Source organism: Sinorhizobium sp. BJ1 (assembly GCF_002531555.1).
GTDB classification, from domain to species: domain Bacteria; phylum Pseudomonadota; class Alphaproteobacteria; order Rhizobiales; family Rhizobiaceae; genus Sinorhizobium; species Sinorhizobium fredii_B.
Genome location: NZ_NWTH01000024.1, coordinates 28,360 through 53,752 on the forward strand (window position 1 = coordinate 28,360; position 25,393 = coordinate 53,752).

Annotated in this window: 28 protein-coding genes; 13 read left to right on the forward strand and 15 right to left on the reverse strand. The window is 61.0% G+C overall.

The annotated features are described in order from the left end of the window. The first annotated feature begins 37 nt into the window (after positions 1-37). The 3 genes from CO676_RS24710 to CO676_RS24720 are packed head-to-tail and all read left to right on the forward strand — an operon-like array spanning position 38 to position 4,895. Positions 38-1,987 carry a PrkA family serine protein kinase gene (locus CO676_RS24710; RefSeq protein ID WP_014764132.1) on the forward strand — a complete coding sequence of 650 codons (1,950 nt, stop codon included), beginning with the start codon at positions 38-40 and terminating at the stop codon, positions 1,985-1,987. 25 nt (positions 1,988-2,012) lie between these two features. Next, entirely contained in the window at positions 2,013-3,329 is a 1,317-nt protein-coding gene (locus CO676_RS24715; protein ID WP_097523014.1) for a YeaH/YhbH family protein, read from the forward strand. Between the two features lie 12 nt (positions 3,330-3,341). Next, a complete protein-coding gene (locus tag CO676_RS24720) occupies positions 3,342-4,895 on the forward strand; it encodes a SpoVR family protein (protein ID WP_014764134.1) in 1,554 nt (517 codons plus the stop codon). Between the two features lie 110 nt (positions 4,896-5,005). Here CO676_RS24720 and CO676_RS24725 read toward each other — a convergent pair whose 3' ends face one another. From CO676_RS24725 to CO676_RS24735, 3 genes are all read right to left on the reverse strand, one after another. Continuing rightward, the gene (locus CO676_RS24725; protein WP_041414309.1) at positions 5,006-5,374 is read right to left on the reverse strand and encodes a hypothetical protein; all 369 of its coding nucleotides are present in this window, start codon (positions 5,372-5,374) and stop codon (positions 5,006-5,008) included. A gap of 61 nt (positions 5,375-5,435) precedes the next feature. Beyond that, positions 5,436-5,693, reverse strand: coding sequence for a hypothetical protein (locus tag CO676_RS24730; protein ID WP_014764135.1), 258 nt, complete (start codon positions 5,691-5,693; stop codon positions 5,436-5,438). 141 nt (positions 5,694-5,834) lie between these two features. Next, complete coding sequence (locus tag CO676_RS24735) at positions 5,835-6,326, reverse strand: peptide deformylase (RefSeq protein ID WP_097523015.1); 492 nt, start codon at positions 6,324-6,326, stop codon at positions 5,835-5,837. A gap of 218 nt (positions 6,327-6,544) precedes the next feature. Between CO676_RS24735 and mgtE the strand changes: the two genes are divergently transcribed. After that, positions 6,545-7,966 (forward strand): magnesium transporter, encoded by a 1,422-nt coding sequence (gene mgtE / locus CO676_RS24740; protein WP_097523016.1) that lies wholly within the window; start codon positions 6,545-6,547, stop codon positions 7,964-7,966. Between the two features lie 55 nt (positions 7,967-8,021). After that, a complete protein-coding gene (locus tag CO676_RS24745) occupies positions 8,022-8,417 on the forward strand; it encodes a MerR family DNA-binding transcriptional regulator (protein ID WP_014764138.1) in 396 nt (131 codons plus the stop codon). Positions 8,418-8,479: 62 nt separating this feature from the next. Here CO676_RS24745 and CO676_RS24750 read toward each other — a convergent pair whose 3' ends face one another. From CO676_RS24750 to CO676_RS24765, 3 genes are all read right to left on the reverse strand, one after another. After that, a complete protein-coding gene (locus CO676_RS24750; RefSeq protein WP_097523017.1) occupies positions 8,480-8,953 on the reverse strand; it encodes an isoprenylcysteine carboxylmethyltransferase family protein in 474 nt (157 codons plus the stop codon). 275 nt (positions 8,954-9,228) lie between these two features. Next, on the reverse strand, positions 9,229-10,245 hold the full coding sequence (locus tag CO676_RS24760; protein ID WP_097523060.1) for a DUF1624 domain-containing protein: 1,017 nt from the start codon (positions 10,243-10,245) through the stop codon (positions 9,229-9,231). Between the two features lie 152 nt (positions 10,246-10,397). Next, entirely contained in the window at positions 10,398-11,084 is a 687-nt protein-coding gene (locus CO676_RS24765; protein ID WP_097523018.1) for a DUF599 domain-containing protein, read from the reverse strand. A gap of 276 nt (positions 11,085-11,360) precedes the next feature. On the opposite strand from CO676_RS24765, the gene CO676_RS24770 reads away from it, so the two are divergent. After that, positions 11,361-12,761, forward strand: coding sequence for an L-serine ammonia-lyase (locus CO676_RS24770; protein ID WP_097523019.1), 1,401 nt, complete (start codon positions 11,361-11,363; stop codon positions 12,759-12,761). A 76-nt stretch (positions 12,762-12,837) separates the two neighbouring features. Further along, positions 12,838-13,275 carry a DUF1489 family protein gene (locus tag CO676_RS24775; protein WP_014764144.1) on the forward strand — a complete coding sequence of 146 codons (438 nt, stop codon included), beginning with the start codon at positions 12,838-12,840 and terminating at the stop codon, positions 13,273-13,275. Positions 13,276-13,313: 38 nt separating this feature from the next. Here the strand turns inward: CO676_RS24775 and CO676_RS24780 are convergent, their stop codons facing one another. The 6 genes from CO676_RS24780 to CO676_RS24805 form a co-directional block, all read right to left on the reverse strand. Then, a complete protein-coding gene (locus CO676_RS24780; protein ID WP_097523020.1) occupies positions 13,314-13,583 on the reverse strand; it encodes a hypothetical protein in 270 nt (89 codons plus the stop codon). A gap of 72 nt (positions 13,584-13,655) precedes the next feature. Further along, entirely contained in the window at positions 13,656-15,164 is a 1,509-nt protein-coding gene (locus CO676_RS24785; protein WP_179875636.1) for a D-alanyl-D-alanine carboxypeptidase, read from the reverse strand. Positions 15,165-15,343: 179 nt separating this feature from the next. Next, positions 15,344-16,072 (reverse strand): hypothetical protein, encoded by a 729-nt coding sequence (locus tag CO676_RS24790; protein ID WP_014764147.1) that lies wholly within the window; start codon positions 16,070-16,072, stop codon positions 15,344-15,346. A gap of 257 nt (positions 16,073-16,329) precedes the next feature. Then, complete coding sequence (locus tag CO676_RS24795) at positions 16,330-16,935, reverse strand: transglutaminase-like cysteine peptidase (protein ID WP_097523021.1); 606 nt, start codon at positions 16,933-16,935, stop codon at positions 16,330-16,332. 528 nt (positions 16,936-17,463) lie between these two features. Continuing rightward, positions 17,464-18,075 carry a PilZ domain-containing protein gene (locus tag CO676_RS24800; protein ID WP_041414312.1) on the reverse strand — a complete coding sequence of 204 codons (612 nt, stop codon included), beginning with the start codon at positions 18,073-18,075 and terminating at the stop codon, positions 17,464-17,466. A 92-nt stretch (positions 18,076-18,167) separates the two neighbouring features. Continuing rightward, on the reverse strand, positions 18,168-18,782 hold the full coding sequence (locus CO676_RS24805; RefSeq protein ID WP_097523022.1) for a PAS domain-containing protein: 615 nt from the start codon (positions 18,780-18,782) through the stop codon (positions 18,168-18,170). A gap of 349 nt (positions 18,783-19,131) precedes the next feature. On the opposite strand from CO676_RS24805, the gene CO676_RS24815 reads away from it, so the two are divergent. Further along, a complete protein-coding gene (locus CO676_RS24815; protein ID WP_097523023.1) occupies positions 19,132-19,857 on the forward strand; it encodes a rhomboid family intramembrane serine protease in 726 nt (241 codons plus the stop codon). Positions 19,858-20,202: 345 nt separating this feature from the next. Continuing rightward, positions 20,203-20,631 (forward strand): CBS domain-containing protein, encoded by a 429-nt coding sequence (locus tag CO676_RS24820; protein ID WP_014764151.1) that lies wholly within the window; start codon positions 20,203-20,205, stop codon positions 20,629-20,631. A gap of 98 nt (positions 20,632-20,729) precedes the next feature. Here CO676_RS24820 and CO676_RS24825 read toward each other — a convergent pair whose 3' ends face one another. The 3 genes from CO676_RS24825 to folE form a co-directional block, all read right to left on the reverse strand. Beyond that, the gene (locus tag CO676_RS24825; RefSeq protein WP_097523024.1) at positions 20,730-21,692 is read right to left on the reverse strand and encodes a patatin-like phospholipase family protein; all 963 of its coding nucleotides are present in this window, start codon (positions 21,690-21,692) and stop codon (positions 20,730-20,732) included. 309 nt (positions 21,693-22,001) lie between these two features. Further along, complete coding sequence (hisI, locus tag CO676_RS24830; RefSeq protein ID WP_014764154.1) at positions 22,002-22,454, reverse strand: phosphoribosyl-AMP cyclohydrolase; 453 nt, start codon at positions 22,452-22,454, stop codon at positions 22,002-22,004. Between the two features lie 106 nt (positions 22,455-22,560). Then, positions 22,561-23,178 (reverse strand): GTP cyclohydrolase I FolE, encoded by a 618-nt coding sequence (gene folE, locus CO676_RS24835; RefSeq protein WP_014764155.1) that lies wholly within the window; start codon positions 23,176-23,178, stop codon positions 22,561-22,563. Between the two features lie 339 nt (positions 23,179-23,517). Here folE and CO676_RS24840 point away from each other — a divergent pair, with 339 nt between their 5' ends. From CO676_RS24840 to CO676_RS24855, 4 genes are read left to right on the forward strand one after another with little or no spacing between them, the layout of a single operon-like run. Then, entirely contained in the window at positions 23,518-23,964 is a 447-nt protein-coding gene (locus CO676_RS24840) for an iron-sulfur cluster assembly scaffold protein (RefSeq protein WP_014764156.1), read from the forward strand. A 3-nt stretch (positions 23,965-23,967) separates the two neighbouring features. Next, positions 23,968-24,345 (forward strand): membrane protein insertion efficiency factor YidD, encoded by a 378-nt coding sequence (gene yidD / locus CO676_RS24845; RefSeq protein WP_014764157.1) that lies wholly within the window; start codon positions 23,968-23,970, stop codon positions 24,343-24,345. Further along, positions 24,342-24,770 (forward strand): DUF2267 domain-containing protein, encoded by a 429-nt coding sequence (locus CO676_RS24850; protein ID WP_245424440.1) that lies wholly within the window; start codon positions 24,342-24,344, stop codon positions 24,768-24,770. The genes yidD and CO676_RS24850 overlap by 4 nt, the downstream gene beginning before the upstream one ends. A gap of 13 nt (positions 24,771-24,783) precedes the next feature. Then, the gene (locus CO676_RS24855; RefSeq protein WP_014764159.1) at positions 24,784-25,323 is read left to right on the forward strand and encodes a DUF1697 domain-containing protein; all 540 of its coding nucleotides are present in this window, start codon (positions 24,784-24,786) and stop codon (positions 25,321-25,323) included. The last annotated feature ends 70 nt before the right edge of the window (positions 25,324-25,393 follow it).

Below are 25,393 nucleotides of genomic sequence, written 5' to 3' on the forward strand. Positions count from 1 at the left end.
CCCGGTTCAACCAAGCGGCTTGCCGCGGGAGAGCACGATGCAAAGGAGTGAATCTGACGTCTTCGACCTCTTTTCGGAGATTTATTCGAGTGCAGCGCAAGAAGAGATAAGTCTACAGGAATATCTCCTCGCATGTCGCGACGACAAGACTATGTACGCCACCGCGCAGGAGCGGATGGTGGATGCCATCGGGGAACCGATCCTCATCGATACCAGCGCTGACGAGCGCCTCGGCCGAATATTCTCAAACCGAACCATCAAGATCTATCCGGCCTTCTCCGATTTCTTCGGCATGGAAGACACGATCGAGCGAATCGTGGGCTACTTCCGCTACGCCGCCCAGGGCCTCGAAGAGCGCAAGCAGATTCTCTACCTCCTGGGTCCGGTCGGCGGCGGTAAGTCGTCGCTTGCGGAGCGGCTGAAGAAGCTCATGGAGCAGCGGCCGATCTATACGCTGATGGTCGACGGCAAGATCAGCCCGGTCTTCGAGTCTCCGCTGGGCCTATTTCATCCCGAGCGCATGGCCGACCTCCTGGAGGACAAGTACGGTATTGCAAGGCGAAGGCTTACCGGCCTGATTTCGCCCTGGGCCGCAAAGCGGCTCGACGAGGTCGGCGGCGACATATCGAAATTCAGCGTCGTCAAGCTGACGCCGTCGCGCCTGCGTCAGATCGCCATTGCCAAGACGGAACCCGGAGACGAAAACAATCAGGACGTGTCCTCGCTGGTCGGCAAGGTCGACATCCGCCAACTGGAGAATTACAGCCAGGCGGACCCGGATGCCTATTCCTATAGCGGCGGCCTGAACCGCACCACGCAGGGGCTGCTCGAATTCGTGGAGATGTTCAAGGCTCCGATCAAGGTCCTGCACCCGCTTCTGACGGCGACCCAGGAGGGCAGCTACAACGGTACGGAAAACTTCGGTGCCTTCCCGTATCAGGGCACGATCCTGGCGCACTCGAACGAATCCGAATGGCTGCAGTTCAAGAACAACCGCAACAACGAGGCGTTCCTCGACCGCATCCTCGTGGTCAAGGTTCCCTATTGCCTGCGCGTCACCGAGGAGAAGATGATCTACGAGAAGCTTCTCCGCGAGAGCGAACTTTTCAGCAATCCCTGCGCACCGGAGGTGCTGGAGATCCTGAGCCGCTTTACGGTCTCCACCCGCCTCGTTCCGCACGAGAACTCGTCGCTTTACACGAAGATGCGCGTCTATGACGGCGAGAACCTCAAGGACGTAGATCCCAAGGCCCGCTCGGTTCAGGAATATCGTGATGCCGCCGGCGTTGACGAAGCCATGACGGGCGTCAGCACGCGTTTCGCCTTCAAGGTTCTGTCGGAAACCTTCAACTACGATACGAAGGAGGTCGCCGCCGACCCCGTTCACCTGATGTACATCATGGAACAGGCCATCAAACGGGAGCAGTTCGCGAAAGAAACGGAAGCGGCCTATCTCGACTTCATCAAGTCGGAACTCGCCAGCCGCTATGCCGAATTCATCGGCCATGAGATCCAGAAGGCCTATCTGGAATCCTACAGCGAATACGGCCAGAACCTCTTCGACCGCTACATCGCCTATGCCGATGCATGGCTTGAGGACCAGGACTTCAAGGACCCCGACACGGGGCAGATCCTCAACCGCAAGATCCTCGACAGCGAGCTGTCGCAGATAGAGAAGCCGGCGGGCATTGCCAACCCGAAGGACTTCCGCAACGAGGTCGTCAAGTTCACCTTACGGGCCCGTGCCAAGAACCACGGCCGTAACCCGTCCTGGACGAGCTACGAGAAGCTGCGGGAAGTCATCGAGAAACGCATGTTCGGTCAGGTCGAGGACCTGTTGCCGGTTATCAGCTTCGGTTCCAAGAAGGACAGCGCGACCGAGAAGCAACATGCGGAATTCGTCCAGCGCATGAAGGAGCGCGGCTACACCGAGCGCCAGGTACGTCGACTGGTCGACTGGTACATGCGCGTGAACAAGGCAGGGTAAGCGTGCGGTTAACAGGGGGCAGCACATGCCGAACTTTATCGACCGCCGCCTTAACCCGAAGGACAAGAGTCTCGGTAACAGGCAGCGCTTCCTGAAGCGCGCGCGCGAGGAACTGAAGCGGGCCATCAAGGAACAGGTCAAGTCGGGAAAGATCGCCGACGTCGACGCTGAACACAATGTGACGATGCCCGCCCGCGGCGTCGGCGAGCCGACGTTCCAGCCGGCCAGTGACTCCGGCGAACGGCAATATGTCCTGCCCGGCAATCGCGAGTTCGCGGCGGGGGATCGTCTTCCGAAGCGGGCTTCCGGCGGGGGTGCCACGGGCGCGGGTGCCGGCACCGGACGGAGCGAGGACGAATTTCAATTCGTCCTTTCGCGCGAGGAGGTCCTCGATCTCTTCTTCGAGGACCTGGAACTTCCCGATATGGTCAAGCTCAACCTGAAGGAGTCCGTCGCCTTCAAACGGCGCCGCGCCGGCTTTGCCGCGACGGGCTCGCCCACAAATATCAACGTCGGCCGCACGATGCGCAACAGCTTTGGCCGCCGCATCGCCCTACACCGACCGGGGCGACGGGAAGTGGAAGCGATCGCCGAGGAGATCGCCAAGCTGCAGGCAGAGCCGAAGTCCGGCGCGAAGCACCAGCAGCACCTCGAGGAACTGCGTGAGAAGCTGGAAAAGCTGGAGCGGCGGCGCCGGCGCATTCCCTATGTCGATCCGGTCGACATCCGCTTCAATCGGTTCGAGCCGCAGCCGCTGCCGAATGCCAGCGCCGTGATGTTCTGCCTGATGGATGTGTCCGCTTCCATGGGCGAACGCGAGAAGGACCTCGCGAAGCGCTTCTTCGTACTGCTGCACCTCTTTCTGAAGCGGCGTTACGATAGGATTGACATCGTCTTCATTCGCCACACGGACGAGGCCGGCGAAGTGGACGAGAACACCTTCTTCTACAGCAAGCAGAGCGGCGGCACGATCGTCTCGACGGCGCTAGAGGAGATGCTCCGCGTCATTCGGGAGCGTTATCCGGCCCGCGAATGGAATATCTATGCGGCGCAAGCCTCGGATGGCGAGAACATTTCCGGCGACTCGGAACGTTGCGCGTCGCTCCTGCACGATGAATTGATGCGGCTCTGCCAGTATTACGCCTATGTCGAGATCATCGACGAGCGCGAGACGGAAATTTTCGGCACCACCGACAATGGAACCTCGCTCTGGCGTGCCTATCGAACGGTCGATGGCGAGTGGCCGAATTTCCAGATGACCCGCATCGCCAAGCCGGCCGACATCTATCCCGTCTTCCGGAAACTCTTCGGCAAGCAGCCGGCAGTGCAAGTGCGTAAGTGAGAGGCGACCGGGATGCCAAAAAAGGGTGCGGCTTCAAACCTCCTGTTTCAGGGTTCCGACTGGAATTTCGAGACGCTCGCGCGCACCTATGATGCGATCGAGACCGTGGCGCTCGAGGACCTTGGCCTCGACGTCTATCCCAACCAGCTCGAGATCATCTCTTCCGAGCAGATGCTCGACGCCTATTCCTCCGTCGGCATGCCGCTGATGTACCAGCACTGGTCCTTCGGGAAGCGCTTCGTTTTCGAGGACAATCTTTATCGCAGAGGCAGACGCGGGCTCGCCTACGAGTTGGTCATCAACTCCAATCCCTGCATCACCTATCTGATGGAAGAAAACACCATGGCCATGCAGGCCCTGGTGACGGCGCACGCGGCCTTTGGCCACAATCATTTCTTCAAGAACAATTACCTGTTCCGGCAATGGACCGATGCCAGCGCTATTCTGAGCTACATGGAGTTCGCCAAGAAATACATTACCAAATGCGAAGAGCGCTACGGGACCACGGCCGTCGAGGCCATTCTCGATTCCGCCCACGCCCTCATGGATCAAGGCGTCTTCCGCTATCGGCGGCCTCCGAGGCTGTCGTCGGAAAAGGAGCGGGAGCGGATGCGGGAAAGACTGGAATACGAGGAGCAGACCTATAGCGATCTTTGGCGGACCCTTCCGACGACGAGCGAGAGCAGCGATCCGGACGCCCTCGAACGCGACGTGTCGGAGCGCAAGAAGGCGCTCAACCTGCCCGACGAGAATCTTCTCTATTTCCTGGAGAAGACCAGCCTCATCCTCGAGCCCTGGCAGCGGGAAATCCTGCGGATCGTCCGTGTCATCGCCCAGTACTTCTACCCACAGCGGCAGACCAAGGTGATGAACGAGGGATGCGCGACCTTCGTTCACTACACGATCATGAACAATTTCTTTGAACAGGGGAGGATAACCGAAGGCGCGATGCTGGAAATTCTCCAGAGCCACACCAATGTCGTCTTCCAACCGTCTTTCGACGATCCGCGCTTTCCTGGAATCAACCCTTATGCGCTCGGTTTCGCCATGATGCAGGACATCGAGCGAATCTGCGTCGATCCCACGGCCGAGGACCGGGACTGGTTTCCCGAGATCGCCGGCAGCGGCAACTGGCGCGAGACGCTGCTGGACGCCTGGGCGAACCACCGCGACGAGTCCTTCATCCTGCAGTATTTGAGCCCGACACTGATACGCAAATTCAGGCTTTTCCTGTTGTCGGATGAGGCGGACGAAAAGTATTGCGAGGTCGCCTCGATCCACAACGAGCGCGGTTACGAGGCCATTCGCGCCGCCCTTGCACGCAGCTATGACATTGGCGCGAATCAGCCCGACATTCAGGTCATGGATGTCGACCTCTTGGGTGATCGCCACTTGCGGCTGCAGCACAATGTCAAGAATGGCATTCTTCTCGAGGAGGCGAGCCGCGACGCCACACTCCGACATGTTCGCCATCTGTGGGGTTATGAGGTCAGCCTTGCCGGTGTCGAGCCTGAAACGGGCGAGACACTCTACGAGTGCTCGACGGCGGATATCGAGGAAGAGTGAAGGGCGATCTGCGCTTTCCGACATAGGCCACCGCTCGGAAATCGCGACGATTTCGGGGTGAAATCATCGCGACCGAGGGGCCATGTCGCTACGACGTCAACGGTTGGGAGTCACTTCTCCGTGCCGTCGGGCGCAACCTGCTGCATCTCTCCGCCGGTTCCAGTTTGCGCGGTCGGGTCGCGGTCCGTCGGCGCGGGTATAGCTGGCGTGGACTGATCTTGATTGACGCTGCCGGTTTGTTCAGGCGACGGCCCCGGCTGCATCTGCTCCGTTTCCGCCGTTCGGTCGCTGTCTATGCTTTCGCCCCAAATTTCGACCGCGCCCCAAACGATGAAGGCTAGCATGAGCCCACCGAGGAGTACCGCCAGAATCGCGGTCCCGCTGCGGCCTTGCTTCGCCTCCGCAGCCGAAAAACTCTCTCTCTCGGAGTCATGCGTCGCGGTTGCCGGATCGCCGCGTTCATCGAGATATTTGGCCATGGCATCGTCTCCTTAGATTTCCTTGGAGAACGGGCTCGGCATCGCAATGTTCCGACGAGGGTTAGTCGCCCAAGGAATCGACCATGCTGCGGCGAATGAGCTTGTAGGTGTGATCGGGCTGAACCTCGTAGGTCTCGTAGACCGTTCGGCCCTCATGAAGGAACCGGTTCTGTATCTTCGTGCCCGGCGCGGCCAGCGTCTTTCGGGACGAGGCCGTTTCCCCATAGGTGAGGCTTCCGGGAAGCGGCTCGAGGTCGGGCGTGGCGGTGCATCCTGTAAGCGCTATGGCGCAGAGGAGGGGGAGGTGCAGAAGTTTCATCGCAAGTCCTTCGGTTTCATTCCGGAACTGCCGAGTTCGGCTCTGATCTTCCCAATTCGTCAGAGGGCGGCGGGCTTCCGGAGCGGCGCGACCCTATTGAACTGGAAGCCGCAGCGCAACCTTGGCGCGCCGATCAGGATGTCAGGTCAGCTTTTCGAACCGCTTCACCGCCCGTTCGCGCTTCAGCCTCGACAGCCGACGGATCCAGAAGATGCCGTCGAGCTGGTCGATCTCGTGCTGAAGGCAGACCGCCATCAGTCCGCTTGCCTCTTCCTCGACCGTCTCGCCCGAAATCGTCTGGTAACGGACGCGAACGCTGCCCGGTCGCTCCACCTCTTCGGTAACGCCGGGCATCGAGACGCTGCCCTCGCTGTGACGCGTCGTCTCTTTAGAGTGCCAGACGATCTGCGGATTGACGAAGATTCGGGGACCTGCCTGGCGATCAAGTTCGATCACCGTCACCCGTTGCAGGACGCCGATATGCGGCCCGGTGATGCCGATTCCGGGAGCCGCACGCATCGTCGCGGTGAGATCGTCGACAAGGCTGCGAAGGTCAATATCGAAGCGGCTGACCGTTTCGGCGCTCTTGCCGAGGGCCGCGTTTGGAAACCGGATGATGGGTCGAATAGCCATGCAGGATGCTCTCTTGTGTGAATGACCGTCCTGTCGCTCTCGGGTGGTGCCGGCAGGCCTTACTCATTTCACTTTTTTCATGTGCATTTGCAACAGCTTGGAGAAAAGGTCCGCGGCCCGGCGTGGATGTGTGGACCTGGGCAGAGCTTTGCGCTAGCAGGGCAATGGGCTGTCTATAGCGCAGGTTCGGGCGGCGTATTCTTTTGGAGGGCGGGTCCATGAGCGATACAGGCGACGACGACCGCAGTTCCGATGAAATCGCTGCCTTCGAAGGTTCGGATATCTATGCCGACGACGGCTCGGTGCGGTCGGATTTCCTCATGCATGTCGGTGCCGCGATTGCCGACCGCGACACGATCTATCTCCGCAAGCACGTCGCCGGGCTGCACGCGTCCGAATTGGGCGATCTGCTCGAGGCAATCCAAGCGGAACAGCGCCTGGCGCTTGTCTCGCTGCTTGGAAAAGAGTTCGACCTTGCGGCGCTGACCGAGGTCGACGAGGCGATCCGCCTCGATATCGTCGAGCACCTCCCGAATGAGCAGATCGCCGAGGCGATCGGCGAGATGGATTCGGACGATGCAGTCTATATTCTCGAGGACCTCGATCAGGAGGATCGGGAGGAGATCCTCGCCAAGCTGCCCTTCACCGAGCGCGTTCGCCTGCGCCGTTCGCTCGACTATCCGGAAAGCACCGCCGGCCGACGCATGCAGACCGAGTTCGTGGCCGTGCCGCCCTTTTGGACGGTTGGTCAGACGATCGATTACATGCGCGAGGACGAGGATCTCCCCGACAGCTTCACGCAGATCTTCGTGATCGATCCTACCTTCAAACTGCTCGGCACCGTCGATTTGGACCGTGTGCTGCGCACCAAGCGATCGGTGAAGATCGATGCGATCATGCGCGACACCAGTCACTCGGTCCCGGCTGAAATGGACCAGGAGGAAGCGGCTCAGCTTTTCGAGCAGTACGACCTCCTGTCGGCTGCCGTCGTGGACGACAATGGGCGGCTGGTCGGGGTTTTGACGATCGACGACGTCGTCGACGTCATCCAGGAGGAGGCCGAGGAGGACCTGCTGCGCCTCAGCGGCGTCGGCGACGAGGAACTGTCGGATTCGGTCGTCGAAGCTTCCCGCTCGCGCGTCCCCTGGCTGTTCGTCAATTCGATGACCGCCTGCATCTCAGCGTCCGTCATTGGCCTCTTCGATGCCACGATCCAGCAGATCGTCGCACTCGCCATTCTCATGCCGATCGTCGCCGGCATGGGCGGCAATGCCGGCTCGCAGACGATGACCGTGACTGTGCGGGCGCTCGCGACGCGCGGTCTCGATATCCACAACGCGCCACGGATCATCCGCCGCGAAGCGGGCGTCGGCCTTTTGAACGGCATGATCTTCGGCAGCTTCATCGGCCTTGTGGCAGGCTTTTGGTTTCAGAACGTCCATATCGGCGGCATCATCGCAACGGCCATGTTGATCAACATGATGGCAGCGGCACTAGCCGGCATCCTGATCCCGCTTCTCCTGGACAAATCCGGCGCCGATCCGGCCGTCTCCTCCGCGGTCTTCGTGACGGCGGTCACGGATATCACCGGCTTTTTCAGCTTTCTCGGCATCGCCACCTGGTGGTTCCACGTCACATGAGCCGTGTTTGACTTTTACGTCAAAGTCAATGATAGTGAACCTGTGATTGGATGGAATGGCGGGCGTGAACAAATATTATAGCATTACGGAATTGACGCGGGAATTCGGTATCTCCACCCGAACGCTTCGCTTCTACGAGGATGAAGGTCTCATCCATCCGGAGCGCCGCGGACGCACGCGCCTGTTTCGGCCAGCCGATCGACATCTGATCAAGGAAATCCTGCGCGGCCGGCGCATCGGTTTCACCATTGCGGAAATCCGCGAGATTATCTCGGTCTATAAGGACCCTCCGGGCGAAATGGGCCAATTGCAGCTCCTGATGAAGCGCGTCGAGGAGAAGCGCGAGGACCTGCGGCAGAAGCGTAAGGATATCGAGGATACGCTTGCCGAGCTCGACAATGTCGAGGAGGCCTGCCTGACGCGCCTCGCCGAGATCGGCGTCGGGACCTAACACGCGAAAAAATCCGCTGTCCGTCGAAAGGTGGCCGCGCGCCGCCTTTTTTCGTCCGCCGTTCAGATCCACCGTGTCGTGTGGCGGCAATAGCGTTCGAATTCGAAGCCGAAACGCGAAAGCAGGTGACGCTCCTCGTTGCGGACGGCGATCAGCGTCGTCAGGGCGACGGCAACGATCCCCATGACGAAGAACCAGGGATTGAGGGTGATGAGGCCAAGGCCGACCATCACGAAGGTATAGCCGAGATAAATCGGATTTCGGGTGAAGCGGAATGGCCCGCCGGTGACGAGGCAGGTTGCGCAACGGTGGGGAAGCACGGCCGTGTGGCGATCAAGGAGGGTCTTGACGGCCCAGAGATCAAGTGAAACCGCCAGAAGGATCAAGGCGCATCCCGCTAGCCATGGAACCCAGCTGTGCCCGTGGGCGACGGGGATGGGAAAAACGCGGCCCAGCCCCAAAGCCGCCAGGGCCGCCGCACCATAGATGAGCGGAGGCCACGGGAAATTCAGCGGCTTGGCACGATAGGCATTCATGTCCTAGAGCCTTTCATGGCTAACTGGAAACATTCTGCCGGAGCAGGTTTCGTCAGGGCGGAGGCGATTGACGAAAGTCGTACCCGGATGTACGGCCGAGGCGAACGCCTCTGATCCTTTCGGAAGGATGCCCGGCCCTTTCGGGTTGGCTGAAGCGGGGGGCCTGTTTGCTCGGCTGGCTTGGCCGTATGCTCGGGCTACGCCGCGCGCCAGCCGAGCAAACATTCCGTGCCGCTTGAGCCAACAGAATTGTTTCCATTTAGCCATGAACGGCTCTAGTCCCCCGACTGTGCTTCCATTGTGCACTGAGTCGCGATGCGCGCAATGCGTTCATCAGTCCTCATGTCGATCTTCCCCAGGTTTAGATCCTCGAACAGGTTCTGCTCTTTCAGCCGGTCGAGCGTGCAGCCGCAAAAGGCGCTGCACGAGATATTCGGTTCTTGGCGGTTGCAGGCCTGCTCGCAGTTCAGGCGGTAGGCCTGCGCCGGGTCCGGTACGGGGGCGGGAACGATGAGAGAGAAAGCATAGACTATCCCTATAAGCAGCGGCTGGTGTATGAGGTATATGGCCAGACTGTGGCGCCCGCCGAAAGCGAGGGGCTTGATCCACAGCCTACGATGCCCCGCGTCGCCTTGCGCGGACCGCCACCGGGTCGAGAGCATCGGGTGGAGCAGTTTCGCCGTGCCGAGGCCGAGGAGAAACGGTGCCAGCCACGGCAGCAGCGGCACGTAATCATTGGAGCGGGGGATCGTCTCGGAGAGCCCGATCCACCAGAGCGCCGGCGTGTCGAAGACGGCCGAGCGCAGGTAAAGCGGCGCGGCGAAGGCAGCGGCGGCGGCGAGGAAGGAGACCGCCGTCGGGAGCCGCAGGAAGAGGAGACCGACAAGGCTTGCCGCCGCGATCGCGTGGAGAATGCCGAAAAAGATGAAAGACTGGGGAACGGCGAACCAGGTGGCGATGCTGATGACCGCTGCCGCTCCGGCGATTTTCGCGAAGCGCCGCAGGAATGGACGCACGCGGAATTTCGGACCGTGGCCGAGCACCAGGCTGTAACCGGCGAGAAACAGAAAGCTGCTGGCGATCAGCCTCGCAAACAGCCTCCAACCGCCCGTGCCAGCCGTACCCGCCGCCACATAGCCGAAGAACTCGAGATCCCACGTGAAGTGATAGATTGCCATGGCGACCAGCGCGAGGCCGCGCAGCGCGTCGAGGAGATCAATTCGACCGGACCTCGTCACGCTCGGCTGCGGAGCCGGCGTTTCGTCGATCGTCGTCGCAGGCGTATCAGGCATGTAGTCGCCTTCCTGTTGGGAGAAGGGGAATGCGTTCGGCATTTCGCAGTCGCGTCGCGACTATGTTGAAATGAAGGCCGATGCGCGGCTTTGTCCAGCAGCAAACGCCTCTATGCTGGTGATCAACAGCCAACGGAGGAGGGGGCAATCCATCAGGCCTCTGCGATCAGCGCCTCGCGTGCTTCGGAGAAGAATTGCCGGCGAGTAAGCACGAAAATCACGAAGCCCGTCAGCACGATGAAGATATAGGGGCTGATGAACCAACCGAGATAGCCGATCGACAGGAAGATCGCCCTCAGGCCGGCATTGAAATGCTTGGCGGCGAGGATGTTCATCCGAATGGCGCGCTCGGCGGCCCGTTCGCCGGATTGGCGATCGCGCGACATGTCGGCCGTCATCGGAATGCCGCCCATGAGGATGGAGCAGTAGTTGAACAGCCGATAGGACCAGCCGAACTTGAAGAAGGAATAACCGAACAGGCAGGTCAGTCCGCCGACCTTTAGTTCGAATCCTGCCCGTCCACCGCGAAAAACCTGCGGCAGGTCGTTGAAGATCATTTGCACCTGTTCGGTCGCGCCGAGCAGCGCAAAGCAACCGCCGAGCGCGAAAATCGTCGTCGAGGCAAAGAAGGCGGTGCCGGCCTGCAGGCCGGCGATGATCTGGGTGTCGATCATCTTCAGGTCGCGGTTGAGCGAGTTGCGAATCCACCGCGCTCTGTTTTCGTTCATCAAACGGGTCAAGCTGACTCGCTTGAAATTGCGCCGGCCATCGGTCGCCCAATTGAAGCAGCCCCACAGCAGGAGGAAGATGCAGAGTGCAATGTAATCTTCGATTGTCATGCACGTCTTTTGGCATGGCCGTTTGAAAATGCAAGATCGCCGCAGCCTGCCCGGACTCGTTGCGACGAGGCAGCCGGGTCCCGCGATGTCGCACGGACAGAATCCGATGTCGGTCGATCACCTGACCGATCGGCATAGGATCGCATAGGCTTTCACCCTATATAAGGAAGATCGGACCGCCTTCGGAAGGATTCGGGACCGGTTACGATCTAATCATCGACAGGGCTTTGGTTCCCACTCAGGCGGGAGCTCTGTCAGGCGCTGGGCAGGCACTTCATGTTTCTTTCCGTCTTCGACGTTTTCAAGATCGGTATCGGTCCTTCGAGCTCACACACGATGGGGCCAATGTCGGCGGCAAATCGGTTTCTCGATCTTATCCTGTCGGACGAATGGCCACGTCCGTCGCACGCCGCAGTAGGCGCCATCAAGGTCAGCCTGCATGGATCGCTGGCCCATACGGGCATCGGCCACGGCACGGGCAGGGCGGTGATCCTGGGGCTGATGGGCGAGCGGCCCGATCTGGTCGATCCGGACCGGATGGACGCGGTCATCGACGAGGTTGAGCGAACGGGCCGCATCACGCCTCCCGGTCACCCCTCCTATGCGTTCCAGCCGAGGACAGATCTCCTCTTCGACAAGAAGGTGCCGCTGCCGGGTCACGCCAACGGCATGTCCTTTTCCGCCTTCGACCGAGATGGCCGGCTGCTGTTGAAGCGGATTTATTATTCGATCGGCGGCGGTTTCGTGGTCACCGACACGGAGCTCGAAGCAATGCGGGCGGCAAAGAACAAGCCTGCCGGCGCCAAGATTCCTTATCCCTTCGCCACCGCTCAGCAGATGCTCGACATGGCGGCGCGCTCCGGACTGACGATTGCCCAGATGAAACGGGCCAATGAGGAATGTTCGATGTCGAGGGAGGAACTCGACGCCGGTCTCGATCGCATCTGGTCGGCGATGAGCGCCTGCATCGATCGCGGCCTCAGCCAGGACGGGATCATGCCGGGCGGGCTGAAGGTTCGCCGCCGGGCCCGTGCAATTCATGACAAATTGCAGGAGGAGTGGCGCTCCAACAAGACCAATCCCTTGCTCGCCAACGATTGGCTGAGCGTCTATGCCATGGCCGTCAATGAAGAGAATGCTGCCGGCGGCCGGGTGGTTACCTCGCCGACCAATGGTGCCGCCGGAGTCGTCCCGGCAACGATCCGCTACTATCTGCATTTTCATGAGGATGCCGATCAGGACGGCATTCGCGACTACCTTCTGACGGCCGCCGCGGTCGGCGGCATCATCAAGCACAACGCCTCGATCTCCGGTGCGGAGGTCGGCTGTCAAGGCGAGGTCGGCTCGGCTTCCGCGATGGCGGCGGCTGGTCTCGCAGCAGTGATGGGCGGCACGCCCGAGCAGGTCGAGAATGCGGCCGAGATCGCGCTGGAGCACCATCTCGGCATGACCTGCGATCCCGTCGCCGGCCTCGTTCAGGTGCCTTGTATCGAGCGCAACGCGCTCGGCGCAGTGAAAGCGGTTACGGCCGCGTCGCTTGCGCTGAAGGGCGACGGCAAGCACTTCGTGCCGCTCGATGCCTGCATCGAGACGATGCGGCAGACCGGCGTCGACATGAGCGAAAAATACAAGGAAACCTCTACCGGCGGTCTTGCGGTCAATGTCGTCGAGTGCTGACGCTGAAGCGCCTTTTGTGGACGAATCCGCTCATTGCGCTTGACCGTGACCGGCGGACGGGTGTTCAAGCACTGCCATGGCCTTGCATCTCATAAAGCTGTGCGTCGGCGCAGAATCCGTCGAAGACTTGCGCGAGTGGGTTTCGCGCAAGGCCTTGGCGGCTGTCGCTGCCGGGCAGGAGCCCCATTCCTTTCATACGACCCGCATGGTTCCGAAACGCACCGAGGGCCTTCTGGGCGGCGGATCGCTCTACTGGGTGATCAAGGGTTATGTCCAGGCGCGCCAGCCGCTGATCGGCATCGAGACCTTCACCGACGGCGAGGGCATCGGCCGCTGCAATCTCATCCTCGGGCCGCAGGTGGTGGAAACCGAACTCCAGCCGCGCCGCGCCTTCCAGGGCTGGCGGTATCTGGAGGAAAAGGAGGCGCCGCGCGATCTCGCTTCGCTTTCCTCCGATGGCGGGGAGATGCCGCTCGAACTGCGGCGTGAACTTGCAGAACTCGGACTTCTGTAGAAGCGAATTCGCCCGCAATCAAAATGCCGCGCTGAGTCTCAATCGATCCGGATTCTCAAGGGATGCCGGCGACCGGCTGCCGTCACGTGCAGATGTATTCCCGCCCGCGGCTGGGTCGAACGCCAGGCGCGGGCGCCATGCGTCAGCAGCATGGCCACCAGATCTCGCGTCTTGGCTTTGGAGCGGTTGAGACCGGCATCGGCTATGCGCATGGCCGCCTCATGGAGCGGATGCAGGCCGATCCGCGAGGGCTTTCCCTTTTTTCCCGGCATCGCAACAATGCCGGGGACATTCTCGTTCACTGCCATGACAAACCTCGTTACGCTATACAATTTCCGAGGAGGACGGCCGGAAACACGCGTCCGGCCGAGTCGTGTCTGTCACTGCTGGCTGGCCCAGCAGGCGAATCCCTTCTTCTTCAAGACCTCGCAGGCGTTGACTGCCTTGTTCTGATCGTCGAAGCCGCCGAAGCGCGCACGATACACCTGCGCCGAACCGTCGCCGAAAGCCACCGTGAACGGCTTTGCATCGCGCAGCACCTTGCCGCCTTTTTCCTTGGCATTGCCGAGGAGGGTCATGGCCTGCGCCTTGTCGGCCGTGGCACCAATCTGGATGACCCAGCCCTGCGGTTGTACGTCCGCCTGCAGCTTGGCCTCCGTGCCGGCCGAAGCTTCTGCCTTGGCGACCGAATTGGTGATTTGCGAGTCGACATCGGCGGAGACGGCGGCCTGTCGGGCAAGCTTGGCGCTTTGGGCTTCGAGCGTGTTCGGCGCTGCCTTGGCGGCGAGAACCGGGTTGTCCGAGGCGGGTTCGGCGGCTGCATAGGCCATCTCGACGCTGCCGGCGCTTTCGCCGCTATAACGGAAATCCGGCACCGGACCGGTATTCGGCAGGTTCGAAGCCGGCGCGGCAATGGGTGCGGCTGCAGCGACCTCGGTCTCGGCGGCGGCCGTTTCCGCGACGGTCTCGACCGGTGTTGCCGGCGCTTCGGCGATCAGGTTGCCGTTGCCGCGACGGGAGGCGGCCGGCATATACTTGGCGACCAGCTTGCGCATCTGCGCATCGCGGGAACCGCCGGACGTCCCGCCCATCACCACGGCAACGATGCTGCGGCCATCGAGTTGAGCGGAGGTCACCAGGTTGAATCCGGAAGCGCGCGTATAACCTGTCTTGATGCCGTCGACGCCGCGTACATTGCCGAGAAGGCGGTTGTGATTGCCGATCGTCTGCTTGCCGAACCGGAAGCTGCGCGTCGAGAAGTAATCATAATATTGCGGGAAATGCTGCCGCAGGGCGAGACCGAGCCGCGCCTGATCACGTGCGGTCGTCTTCTGCTCGCCATTCGGCAGACCATTGGCATTGCGATAGGTCGTCCGCGTCATGCCGAGGGCACGCGCCTTGTTCGTCATCATGCGGGCGAAGCGCTGTTCGGACCCGCCGAGCAGCTCACCAAGCGCCGTCGCCGCGTCGTTTGCCGACCGCGTGACGAGCGAAAGGATCGCCTGTTCCACGGTGATCGACTTGCCGGCACGCACGCCAAGCTTCGACGGCGGCTCCGCCGCCGCCTTCTTGGAGAAGGGAACGGATGTGGATTTGCTGATCCGGCCGGCCTCGAGCGCCTCGAAGGTGAGATACAGCGTCATCATCTTGGTGAGCGAGGCCGGATAGCGCAGCTGGTCCGCATCCTCGCCATAAAGCACTTTGCCGGATTTCGCATCGACGACGATGCCGGCATATTTCGAATTGGCAAATGCCGGCGCCGAGAAGGCCAAACTGGCGATAACGCCAGCGAGGACAATTCGTCCAGCCCACTTTGCAAGGCCGCCGAGCGGACGTTTCGCGAGATCAAAAAAAACGGATCGAGACACTGCGCTGCTCTTCATTCTTATGTCGTGGGTGTCGTCCGGACACCGTTTCCGGATGCGACCGTTCCCGAGACAGTATCGGGATAGCGTTACCAATCGGTTTATGATGAATGATTGGTTTCCGGGGCTGGTCGTTTGTTCGGGAATGGCATCCGCTAGCCGCATCGGCGAGCAGGTGCGTCGACCACGACTCTGTGACAAATTCACGGCACGAGTCGGTCCCGAATGAATCTTTCCATCGACGCGTCGATTGCCTGCCAATCCGGCAGCAACCTTGCCGAGAAACGGTAGAGAATGGTGAGATCTTTGCCCGTGTGAAAGTCTCGCTGGCAATCGGCGCTTGTCGAAGCCGCTGGGCTCTCCGGCAGGAGGCAGCGCAGGACGAACGGCGGACGCCCGGGTCGAGGGGCAGTGAAGAAGACCTCGCCGCCATAGCTGGAACTCGGCTTGGCTTCGTATCTGGTCAGCCCGGCCGGGCCGGGTTGCGGGTCGCTCTCCAGGACGTGGCGATAGATCGGCTCGAGCCTCCCGGACATGTCGCGTGACATCGTGCTTTGGGCGGCCTGTATGAAGATCAGCTTTTCCGGTTGGTCGACATTGTTAAATACATGACGGGTCTCGTCACTGTAGCCCTCAAGCGCCGGCCAGGTGAGATAGAGGTCGACACGCTCGGCGACCCCAGTGGCGCGCTGACTCTCGAAGCGTATGGCGTTGGCCGGCAGGCGCAGGTGGTCCCCTCCGATGAAAATATCGAAGCTACCGCGACTGGAAGTGTGTCCGCCGCGCGCCAGATTCTCGCCGAACCACTGACTGGACAGGGAAATGGCCAATACGAGCGTCGCCAGAAAGCCGACGATCGCCGTGATCTTGTAGGCGAAGCGCGGCGAGAGAAGCGGGGCAAGTTCCGGCTGGGGACTCAGGGGCGTGTTCACGAGAGGCGCCGTCCGTTGCGATGGCGTGGCGAATTAAGATGGCACGCTCGTCCGCCCTGCAGTCTGATGTCGAGGGCGGGGGCGCCCCCTGACGCTCGCTCAGCATGGTTAATTTTCGGTGAAGCGCGGCGCCGGGTCTCGCACCCAGAAATAAGGACCGGTTCCGGGGACAAACGGAACCGGCCCGAGGGCTTGGTCTGGACGGGGACAAGGACTGACCGAAGCCCGGGTCGCATGGTGATAGCCGGGGGTTCTGCTTACTCGGTGCGGATCGTACCGACGGCAACGGCGCGGCCATCCTGCAGCTTCACCCAGCGTCCGGCATTCTCCGAGGACTGGCGCTTCAGAAAGGTGTATTCGGTCTCCGACCACAGCAGGACCTTGCTGCGCATATTGTCGAGGATGAAATCGCCGCGATCGGTGCGCACCGTCAGGACCGCGTGGCCGTCGCCGTTCTGCTGCAGGACGACGGTGATCAGGAGGTCGGCTGGGGAGAAGCCGCTCTCGATCAGCTTGCGGCGCTTCAGGAGGACATAGTCCTCGCAATCGCCAACGACGTCCGGATAGGACCACTTCTCTTCCACGCCGTGGATTTCCATGTCGGTCATCGGCGTGATGGCCTGGTTGATCGCGTGGTTGACCGCGAGAATTGTCTTCCAGCCTTCGCGCGTCAGTACCGCCGGGCCAGGATCAGCTGTTGCGAAGCACTCGGACGAATGGCCCTTGCAGAACTCGTAATGGCCAACCGGCGGGTTCGTCGAGCCGCCCACGGTCATGTTTGCCGGAAGGGCGTGGGCCGGGCCGGCCAGCAAGTCTGCTATCAGAGCCACGGCGGCGATCGTCTTGGCGATTGTCTTGTGCATGTTTGTCTCCCCGTTGTGGTTCGACAATGGCACAGAGATTTTTATCGCCGGCGAAGATACGAGGTAAAAACAAGTACAAATTAGAGCATCTTAAGAATAAAATTAGAATATAATTTAAGTCGAACAAGAATAAAATTTGATTCAAAATTTAGCAATCAAGGTCACGGATGGATATTGGCGTCGCGTATCCGTTTGAAATATATCGATTTTTACGGGGAGGGTTCGAGCGCGCGCTGCGCATCACACCGCACGGCCTCGGTCGTCCGACCGGGAATCGAGCCAAACGGTAGCGATAAAGTTAATCGGCGGCGCACTTGTCGTAACCGGCGATTAACCAAAGAATATTTCCGATCCAGCTCGGCGCGGCTGACGCCAATACAGGAAGGTGGCGTGCAATTCGTAGGGTGAGCTGTAGCGCCGATGGAGGCGCGCTCGGACAGGCGAGGTGTACGGTTCAGGGGGAAAAGGACGGAGCGTCCAGAATTCAGTGCCGCCTCAGCGGTCGGCGTGGGTCGTATCGTTCCGGACTTAGAGGAACTCGGTCAGCGACTCACGCGCCTGGATTCCGGAAAACTCGATCGCGACGCCCTCCTGGAAATGGCGCACGATCCTGCCCTTCATGCCATTGCCGAGCCTGACGGCCGTTCCTATGGCGGGGCGAATGTCGATATCGACCGCTGCGCCCGAGAGCGAAAGGTCGATGATGCGGCAAGTATACTTCTCGCCGCTGTCGACGGTGAGCTCGGTCACGATCTTGCGTGGCGCAAGCCGGTCGTGGCGCCGGTCTTCGGGCAGTCCGAGTTCGTGCTTGTTGGCGATCCAGGTGAGCTGCGCGGCGAGCTTCTCGCGTTTGCGCTCGGTGGCGTTCAACTGGATGACGAACGCATCCTCGGCGAGCCTTGAGACGGTGCCTTCGAGTCGGCCGACATGATCGATATAGGCAATGATGCGCTCACCGGCGCGCGGGCGGGCGGCAGACGCAAAAAGGACGTCGCCCGGCGACATGTCGACCGCGGTGCATTCATATTCGTCGCGATTGGCAAGCATCAGCCGCCCTGTGAGATTTACGGAAACGCGCTGAAAGGCGTTCTCCTGGTGTGGCCTCGGGCCGCTGTTTTGGGCGTGCTGAAACGAGAACATGGTCACTCTGCGATCGACGTATGCTTGCACGCGGAAGTATAGGTCTCGCCGGTTAATAGAAGGTTCGTCAGAAGTCCGGATCCAATCGCAAGTCAGCCGCTTTTCCCGCCTTCGAGGATACGCAGATGCAACAGCTTCCGATTGTCCCCTCCGCGCCATCCTGCAACGCTGACTTTTGTTCCTGAGGATTGGGGCCGATCGAGCGGAAAATTCCGTGAAGTATCGGGAAGGCTGAGGCCGGTTGCGACAAGATGAGTGAGCGGTGTCATGTGCAGCCATCCCGGGCGGGACAGGGGGGATAGCGCGCCGAGCAGCCGATCGTTCGTGCCGTCGGACGACGCGAGCGGCGCAAGCAGCAGTTCGACCTCGAGCTCTTCACCGGCTTCCGTGGCGCCGCTCGCATATAACAGCAGGGGCGTCAATTGCGTCATCACCTGGTCGGCGGTACGGGCGACCCCGTCCGCATCCGAGTTCAACCAGAGGTCGGCGATTTGCCGGTCGCGCAACTCACGACCGAACAGCGCGCAGACCCGGGTGCCTGCAAGACGAAAGTTGATGCCGCCGCTTGCCCGTCTTTGAAGAATGAACAGATCCGGCAGCAGCGAACGGATATGCGACGGATCGATTTCGTCCCGGCGGGGAAGGTCGCGATCTCCTCGGGCGGCATTCCAGTATTGGAACAGCTCCATTGTTGTTCTGCTGTGCATATGGGCGGTTCACTTCCTTATTGAGCGGGTCGGCTGTACCGGAGTGATACAGGCGGCGCGCTCTCGCTCGGTCCCTGGAAACGACGGAGCGATTTCCGTGCCACGCCGGAATTAAGGTTAATGATCGGTTTCGCTTGCCCGCGAGGCTGCCGGCTGGCATTCCGTCGCTATCACTTCACGAAGGGTTGCCTTCGGCACATCGACTGGAGCACTGGAATTGGGCTCGGCGGCCGTTCAGTTTTTGCTGGACGGCCTTTTTTTGTTTGCTTATCCCTTTGCGCGCCGTCGCCGGCATCCGTCCGGTCGACCGAGGCACGACCGCCGGTGGTGTGTGAGCAGGAAGAGAGCGATGGAACAGGATCAGCCGGCGACATCGGTCGATGGCGACAGCACGGCCGCCCGCAGCCGGGAACCCGCCTTCAACCTTCCACGCGGCCTGAGCTTCGTTCTGCTGTTCCTGATCGCAATCCACGCGATCAGAACCTACCTTTTGTCGGAAGCACTGGATCAGGAAGTCATCCTGAACTTTGCTTTCCTGCCGGCGCGCTACACGATTCCGCTTGGTGAGCAGGGTCTCGTCTGGCTCTGGACACCCGTGACCTATTCCTTTCTCCACGGCAGTTGGGAGCACCTGATCTTCAACATCTTCTGGATGGTCGCGTTTGGAGCGCCGGTCGTGCGGCGCATCGGCATTGCGCGGCTGGCCATCTTCTGGTGCCTATCGGCAGCGGCGGCCGTTGCCCTGCACCTCGTCTTCCACTGGGGCGAGATGGCGGTGGTCATCGGCGCTTCCGGTGTCGTCTCCGGTTTCATGGGCGCGGCGGCGCGCTTCGTCTTCTCGCCGAGCGGACGCATCAGCCGTCAATTCGCCCATCTCAATCGGCGCCTTTCCCTCACGGAAACGCTCGCAAACCGTTCCGTGTTGGTCTTCACCGGAATATGGTTCCTGACCAACTTCCTCGTCGGACTCGGCCTGTTTTCGATGGGAGGGGCGGGAAGTGTCGCCTGGGAGGCGCATATCGGCGGTTTCCTCTTCGGTTTCCTGCTGTTCCGCCTGTTCGATCCGCGTGACTAAGGCCGCATTCGGCCTGTTTGGCGAGTGATGGATTGTTTCAGCACCAGGACCATCGTGATGGCCTGTTGCCCAGAAGAGACCGAAGGACGCTAGGCGAAGGCTTGATTTCATTGGAGTACTGACGCACCATTCACCACGGTCGCCGATCATCCGATCGGGAAGCGGCCGCTGAAAGGCCGGGTATCGGGCGGTTTCGTGTGGAGGCACGAAGGCTATATCGGGTCAGGTTCCTGCGGCCGTCTGTGCGCAAAGCATCGCCACGAACGTCTGGATGCGAGCGTAGCGACTGACACGGCCAGAACCACGTCCCGCGAGCCCGGAATTGTCGCAACGGGAGATGTGTGCATGTCAGTTAAAGCGATTCTCAACGAAAAGGGCCGCAATGTCGTAACCGTGACGCCTCAGGTGACGGTGCAGCAGGCGGTAACATTTCTCCACGACAATCATATCGGCGCAGTCGTTGTCGTCGATGCGGATGATTGTATTGTCGGCATTCTCACCGAACGCGACGTCGTCGCCTCCATCGCCAAATATGGCGCCAGCTGTCTCGACAAGCCGGTTTCCTCGGTTATGTGGCAGAACGTCTATTGCTGCGGCGAGGAAATGACCGTGCAAAGCCTGATGGAGATGATGAGCAAATTCCGCGCGCGCCATCTCCCGGTCGAAAGCGAGGGCCGCCTGGCCGGCATCGTGTCGATTGGCGACGTGGTGAAGTATCATATTCGCGCCATCGAGCGCGAGACCGAAGAGATCAAGGCGTATATTGCCGGATAGAGTCGAGGGGGTGGCGCCGCCCACCCCCCATCGCGGGTCGTAGACACGCGCAATGGACAACCTCTCCAATCTTTCCAGAATGCTGTGCCGCGCGGCGACTATCGGATGAGTGCTTCCTGCATTCGCTTGATCTCGGCGAGCTTGGCCTTCGCCTCCAGGTAGCCGCGTTCGATCGCTTCACCGGCGCGGTGAAACTCCGACAGTCCGATGTCGTTCAGCTTCGGATGGAGCGCCAGATCCGGCGGATCGCCGGCCAGACGAGCGCGCGAAATGCGGTCCTGGATGATGTTGAAGGCCTGCACCATGACGCTCGTCATGCCGAGGCGCGCCGAATAGGCACTGCCCGTCCTGGCGGGGGCATCGAGGGCTTCCATACCGGCGCTGTGCTTGACGACGGCGGAACGGCCATAAAGATCGTAGTTAAGGTTGACGGCGACGACGAGCTGCTGCTCGTAAGCGCGGCAGACCGAGACGGGAACGGGATTGACGAGCGCGCCGTCGATCAGGGTGCGGCCATTCGCATGGATCGGCTCGAAAATCCCCGGCAGCGCGTAGGACGCGCGAATAGAGGTGATCAGCGACCCCTTCTCCAGCCAGACCTCGTGGCCGCTGTGAACTTCGGTGGCGACGGCGATGAAGGGGCGGTCGAGTTCCTCGATGCTGATATGTTCGAGATGCTCCTGCATGCGTTTGGTGAGCCGCAGGCCGCCGAACAGGCCGCCGCCGCCGATCGCGAAATCGAGCAGGCTGGCGATGCGGCGGACGGTCAGGGACCGGGCGAAGGCCTCCAACTCGTCGAGCTTGCCGGCGAGATAGCAGCCGCCGACGAGCGCACCGATGGACGTGCCGGCGATCATGCCGACCTCGATACCCTCTTCATCGAGCGCTCTCAATACCCCGATATGCGCCCAGCCGCGTGCCGCGCCGCCGCCGAGTGCTATCGCGATCTTCGGCTTCGCAGGAAGTGGGACTGGTTCAGGGGGGGTGGTCGTCAGCGATGTGCCATTAGGGCCGGACAGGTCGGCTATCTGGTTGTTGCGCGTAAACGTCCAGTTCAACATCCGGCACCTCCAACACCGCCGAACCAATATGCGCGCGTCTTGTAGGAGACCCTGCCAAGCCGGCGATGGTGCCGGCCTTGTCCACATTCATAGCTGAAAGACTGGCACCAGGATTTGAGATATAGCACCGAACCTGTCGCCAATGCGGCCGGCCCAGTAAACATTGGATACAAGTTGCAACACATTTCGGCACGCCGCAGTTACCGCAGGAACCAACTTTACGTTTAATGATTAGGCGCCCGTTTAGTTTCTAAAGAATGAATATAACACGGAGATGTGCGAAGAAAATCCAGATGCTGCGGGCTGGACCTATCTTTCGGCGTAGATCTGTGCCGGATCGAAAAGTCTGCGCTCATCCGCAAGCGTTACTCTCGCCTGACCGTCCTCGAGCCCCACCGTGCGGTAGAAGCAGGAACGGCGTCCCGTATGACAGGTTGCGTCGTGGCCGGCCACGGTCACCTTCAGCCAGATGGCGTCCTGGTCGCAATCGGTCCTGATTTCCTGGACCGTCTGCACGTTGCCGGAGCTTTCGCCCTTCTTCCACAGGCTGTTGCGCGAGCGGCTGTAGTAGTGGGCGATGCCGGTTTCGATTGTCAGTGCCAATGCTTCGGCATTCATATGCGCGACCATCAGCAATTCGCCGTCGCGGGAGTCCGTCACGACGGCCGTGACCAAACCTTTCTCGTCGAAGCGGGGCGTAAAGGCCGAGCCTGTTTCCAGTTCGGCCTTGTCGTTTGAGGGAGCAGCAAAAGTAAGCGTCATCGCGAAAGCTCCACTACAGCGCCGTGCGCCTTTTCAGGCACCCAGTGCTCGCTGCACCTTGAACTGCGGCATGCTTTCCATTCGAGGAAGCATGCCGCGGCGGAGCTTACTTGAAGCCCCTCAACATGGTCATGAAACGGGCCTGCTCGGCCGGCTCTGTCTTGAAGGCACCGGTAAAGGTGGTCGTCAGTGTTGTCGCGCCCTGCTTCTTGATGCCGCGCATCGCCATGCACAGATGCTCGGCCTCGATCATCACAGCGACGCCGCGCGGAGCGAGCGTCTCGTCGATGGCCCTGGCGATTTGCGCCGTCATCGACTCCTGCGTCTGCAGGCGCCGCGCATAGATATCGACGACACGGGCGATCTTGGAGAGGCCCAGGACGCGGCCGTTCGGCAGATAGGCGACATGCGCCTTGCCGATGATCGGCACCATGTGGTGTTCGCAATGCGAATAGAACGGGATGTCCTTCTCGAGGACGATGTCGTCGTAGCCGGAGACTTCTTCGAAGGTCCGGCCAAGCACGTCCTCGGCGACGAGGTCGTAGCCGCCGAAAATTTCCCGATAGGATTTGACGACACGCGTCGGGGTGTCCTTCAGGCCTTCTCGGGTTGGGTCTTCGCCTGCCCAGCGCAGCAGTACGCGAACAGCTTCCTCGGCTTCTTTCTGCGTCGGCCGACCACTGGTGTCGTCGAGCACAGGGAAATTCTTTACTATGGCGTCCATATGGCCTCTTTTGAGCAATCCGGGATTGCTGACGTTTTATCTTTCGGACAACTCGCCATTGGCCATTCGCCTATCCCTGCAGGCTTGGGTTCCGTTGGCGGGCTCCGGGGCTTTCCGGTCCTGGCTTAGCAGTGCACTGGACCGTCCGGCACGGTTTCCCAAACAACAGGCGACACTTATCCCCTTGCGGAACTGTCACCCCAACACGACATAGCATATAGTATGGTGCCACATGGATGAAAGAGGCCCAACGGAGCGCGTCGTGCTTTTTTCCCCTCTACCGGAGAAAATCATGCGCCGATCACCCAAAACCGCGAAAAACCAGCCGGATCGCGTCAAATGATGGATGACATTTATAACAGCAGGATTCTCGAATTCGCCGGCAACATTCCCCGCATCGGCATGCTCGCCGATGCGGATGCTGAAGCTGCCGCGCATTCGAAGCTCTGCGGGTCGAAAGTGCGGATCTGGCTGAAGATGGACGGGGACGTCGTCACCGATTTTGCCCACGACGTGAAGGCCTGCGCACTTGGTCAGGCATCCTCCTCGATCATGGCCCGCCATGTCGTCGGCGCGCAAGCGGCGGAAATCCGCAAGGCGCGCGAGGACATGCTGGCGATGCTGAAGGCGGACGGAGAGGGGCCTGCCGGCCGCTTCGAGGACATGCGCTTTCTGATGCCCGTTCGGGACTACAAGGCGCGCCATGCCTCGACGATGCTTACCTTCGACGCGGTTGTCGACGCGATCGGCCAGATCGAGACGAAGCGCCTCGCAACGGCAGTGTGAAATATGTGCGGAAAGCCGCAGTCTGACCAGGTTCTTGGACGTAGCCGGACCGACATCGCCGGCAGCGGCCGCAATTGGTCCGGGCCGTTCCGCAAGACGCCTGGCCGGCTTTTTGGCATGGCCGCCATCCGCGCCTACCAGCTGACGCTGTCGAGTTTCATCGGCAATTCGTGTCGGCACCTGCCCACCTGCTCGGAATATGGCTTCGAGGCGATCGCCCGGCATGGTCTCTGGGCCGGGGGGTGGCTGACGCTGTTTCGCGTCGTGCGCTGCGGACCCGGCGGGACGCATGGATTCGATCCGGTACCGGAGATGGTTGCGCCGCGCCAGCTCTGGTATGCGCCATGGCGCTTTTGGCAGCGTCGGCGAAAGGATGCGTGAGCGTCATGACGATCCCGATGGAATATCGGCAGGCGTCTGCCGACTTTGACCGCTTCATCCTCGATGCGCGCGACACAGCCGGTCTACAGACGACCAATCAGGCCTATACGATGATGCAGGCGGTGCTTGAGACCTTTCGACGCCGCCTGGACATTTCCGAAGCGCTGCTCTTCGCCAGCGTATTGCCGCCGGTGCTGCGGGCGATCTTCGTCGCGGATTGGGATCTCGAGGAGCCGACGGTGCCTTTCTCGGGCCGCGTTGCGATGACCCGGGAGGTTCAGGTGTTTCGCGGCAATCACAATGTGTCGCCGGATTCGGCCATTGCCGACGTCGCCGCGGCGCTCCGGCGGAACGTCGATGAAGTGAGGCTGGATCGCGTGCTTTCGCGGCTTCCGCAGGGCGCCGTGGATTTCTGGCGGGCGTAATTTCGGAGGGGGAATGAAGAGCTACGTCGCGCTGCTCTATAGCATCATATTGGGGGAGGGCCGGCGTGTCGTAATGGCGGATCTTCGCCAGATGGCGGAGCGGCTCGGCTATCGCTCTCCGCGTACCCTTGTCGCCACCGGCAATCTTATCTTCGAGGCGCCGGTACAGCCGCTTGCAGACATTGAATCGTCGCTCGAGGAGGCATTTTTGGAGACGTTCGGCCGGCATGTGGACATCATTGTCCGCTCCGCCGACGGCTGGCTGAAACTCGCCGCCGACAATCCGTTTCTGGCAACAGGCGAGGAGGACCCGACCAGCGTTCACATTCGCGTAATGCGTTCGCCGCTTGCGCCGGACGTGCTCGATGGACTCCGGAGCTACTGTTCGAGAGGCGAACGCGTCGCGATCGTCGGCGGCGATCTCTGGGCGGATTTCGGCGGCAAGGCGAGCGAGTCTAAACTGCTCGGCGCTGTGACGACGAAACGGCTGGGCATCGGGACGTGGCGCAACTGGAACACGGTCAAGGGTTTACGCGCAATGCTTGGCGGTTGAGAGGCCGGCGCGCCTTTACTCGTCAGCCAAAAACCTTTATCAGGCCCGCGTCAATTCACCGGCCCGGTCG

What these genes read in the sequence shown, in the direction of transcription:
- CO676_RS24710 (WP_014764132.1), top strand. Translation starts at nt 38, where the DNA reads ATGCAAAGGAGTGAATCTGACGTCTTCGACCTCTTTTCGGAGATTTAT.
- CO676_RS24715 (WP_097523014.1), top strand. Translation starts at nt 2,013, where the DNA reads ATGCCGAACTTTATCGACCGCCGCCTTAACCCGAAGGACAAGAGTCTC.
- CO676_RS24720 (WP_014764134.1), top strand. Translation starts at nt 3,342, where the DNA reads ATGCCAAAAAAGGGTGCGGCTTCAAACCTCCTGTTTCAGGGTTCCGAC.
- CO676_RS24725 (WP_041414309.1), bottom strand. Translation starts at nt 5,374, where the DNA reads ATGGCCAAATATCTCGATGAACGCGGCGATCCGGCAACCGCGACGCAT.
- CO676_RS24730 (WP_014764135.1), bottom strand. Translation starts at nt 5,693, where the DNA reads ATGAAACTTCTGCACCTCCCCCTCCTCTGCGCCATAGCGCTTACAGGA.
- CO676_RS24735 (WP_097523015.1), bottom strand. Translation starts at nt 6,326, where the DNA reads ATGGCTATTCGACCCATCATCCGGTTTCCAAACGCGGCCCTCGGCAAG.
- mgtE (WP_097523016.1), top strand. Translation starts at nt 6,545, where the DNA reads ATGAGCGATACAGGCGACGACGACCGCAGTTCCGATGAAATCGCTGCC.
- CO676_RS24745 (WP_014764138.1), top strand. Translation starts at nt 8,022, where the DNA reads ATGGCGGGCGTGAACAAATATTATAGCATTACGGAATTGACGCGGGAA.
- CO676_RS24750 (WP_097523017.1), bottom strand. Translation starts at nt 8,953, where the DNA reads ATGAATGCCTATCGTGCCAAGCCGCTGAATTTCCCGTGGCCTCCGCTC.
- CO676_RS24760 (WP_097523060.1), bottom strand. Translation starts at nt 10,245, where the DNA reads ATGCCTGATACGCCTGCGACGACGATCGACGAAACGCCGGCTCCGCAG.
- CO676_RS24765 (WP_097523018.1), bottom strand. Translation starts at nt 11,084, where the DNA reads ATGACAATCGAAGATTACATTGCACTCTGCATCTTCCTCCTGCTGTGG.
- CO676_RS24770 (WP_097523019.1), top strand. Translation starts at nt 11,361, where the DNA reads ATGTTTCTTTCCGTCTTCGACGTTTTCAAGATCGGTATCGGTCCTTCG.
- CO676_RS24775 (WP_014764144.1), top strand. Translation starts at nt 12,838, where the DNA reads ATGGCCTTGCATCTCATAAAGCTGTGCGTCGGCGCAGAATCCGTCGAA.
- CO676_RS24780 (WP_097523020.1), bottom strand. Translation starts at nt 13,583, where the DNA reads ATGGCAGTGAACGAGAATGTCCCCGGCATTGTTGCGATGCCGGGAAAA.
- CO676_RS24795 (WP_097523021.1), bottom strand. Translation starts at nt 16,935, where the DNA reads ATGCACAAGACAATCGCCAAGACGATCGCCGCCGTGGCTCTGATAGCA.
- CO676_RS24800 (WP_041414312.1), bottom strand. Translation starts at nt 18,075, where the DNA reads ATGTTCTCGTTTCAGCACGCCCAAAACAGCGGCCCGAGGCCACACCAG.
- CO676_RS24805 (WP_097523022.1), bottom strand. Translation starts at nt 18,782, where the DNA reads ATGCACAGCAGAACAACAATGGAGCTGTTCCAATACTGGAATGCCGCC.
- CO676_RS24815 (WP_097523023.1), top strand. Translation starts at nt 19,132, where the DNA reads ATGGAACAGGATCAGCCGGCGACATCGGTCGATGGCGACAGCACGGCC.
- CO676_RS24820 (WP_014764151.1), top strand. Translation starts at nt 20,203, where the DNA reads ATGTCAGTTAAAGCGATTCTCAACGAAAAGGGCCGCAATGTCGTAACC.
- CO676_RS24825 (WP_097523024.1), bottom strand. Translation starts at nt 21,692, where the DNA reads ATGTTGAACTGGACGTTTACGCGCAACAACCAGATAGCCGACCTGTCC.
- hisI (WP_014764154.1), bottom strand. Translation starts at nt 22,454, where the DNA reads ATGACGCTTACTTTTGCTGCTCCCTCAAACGACAAGGCCGAACTGGAA.
- folE (WP_014764155.1), bottom strand. Translation starts at nt 23,178, where the DNA reads ATGGACGCCATAGTAAAGAATTTCCCTGTGCTCGACGACACCAGTGGT.
- CO676_RS24840 (WP_014764156.1), top strand. Translation starts at nt 23,518, where the DNA reads ATGATGGATGACATTTATAACAGCAGGATTCTCGAATTCGCCGGCAAC.
- yidD (WP_014764157.1), top strand. Translation starts at nt 23,968, where the DNA reads ATGTGCGGAAAGCCGCAGTCTGACCAGGTTCTTGGACGTAGCCGGACC.
- CO676_RS24855 (WP_014764159.1), top strand. Translation starts at nt 24,784, where the DNA reads ATGAAGAGCTACGTCGCGCTGCTCTATAGCATCATATTGGGGGAGGGC.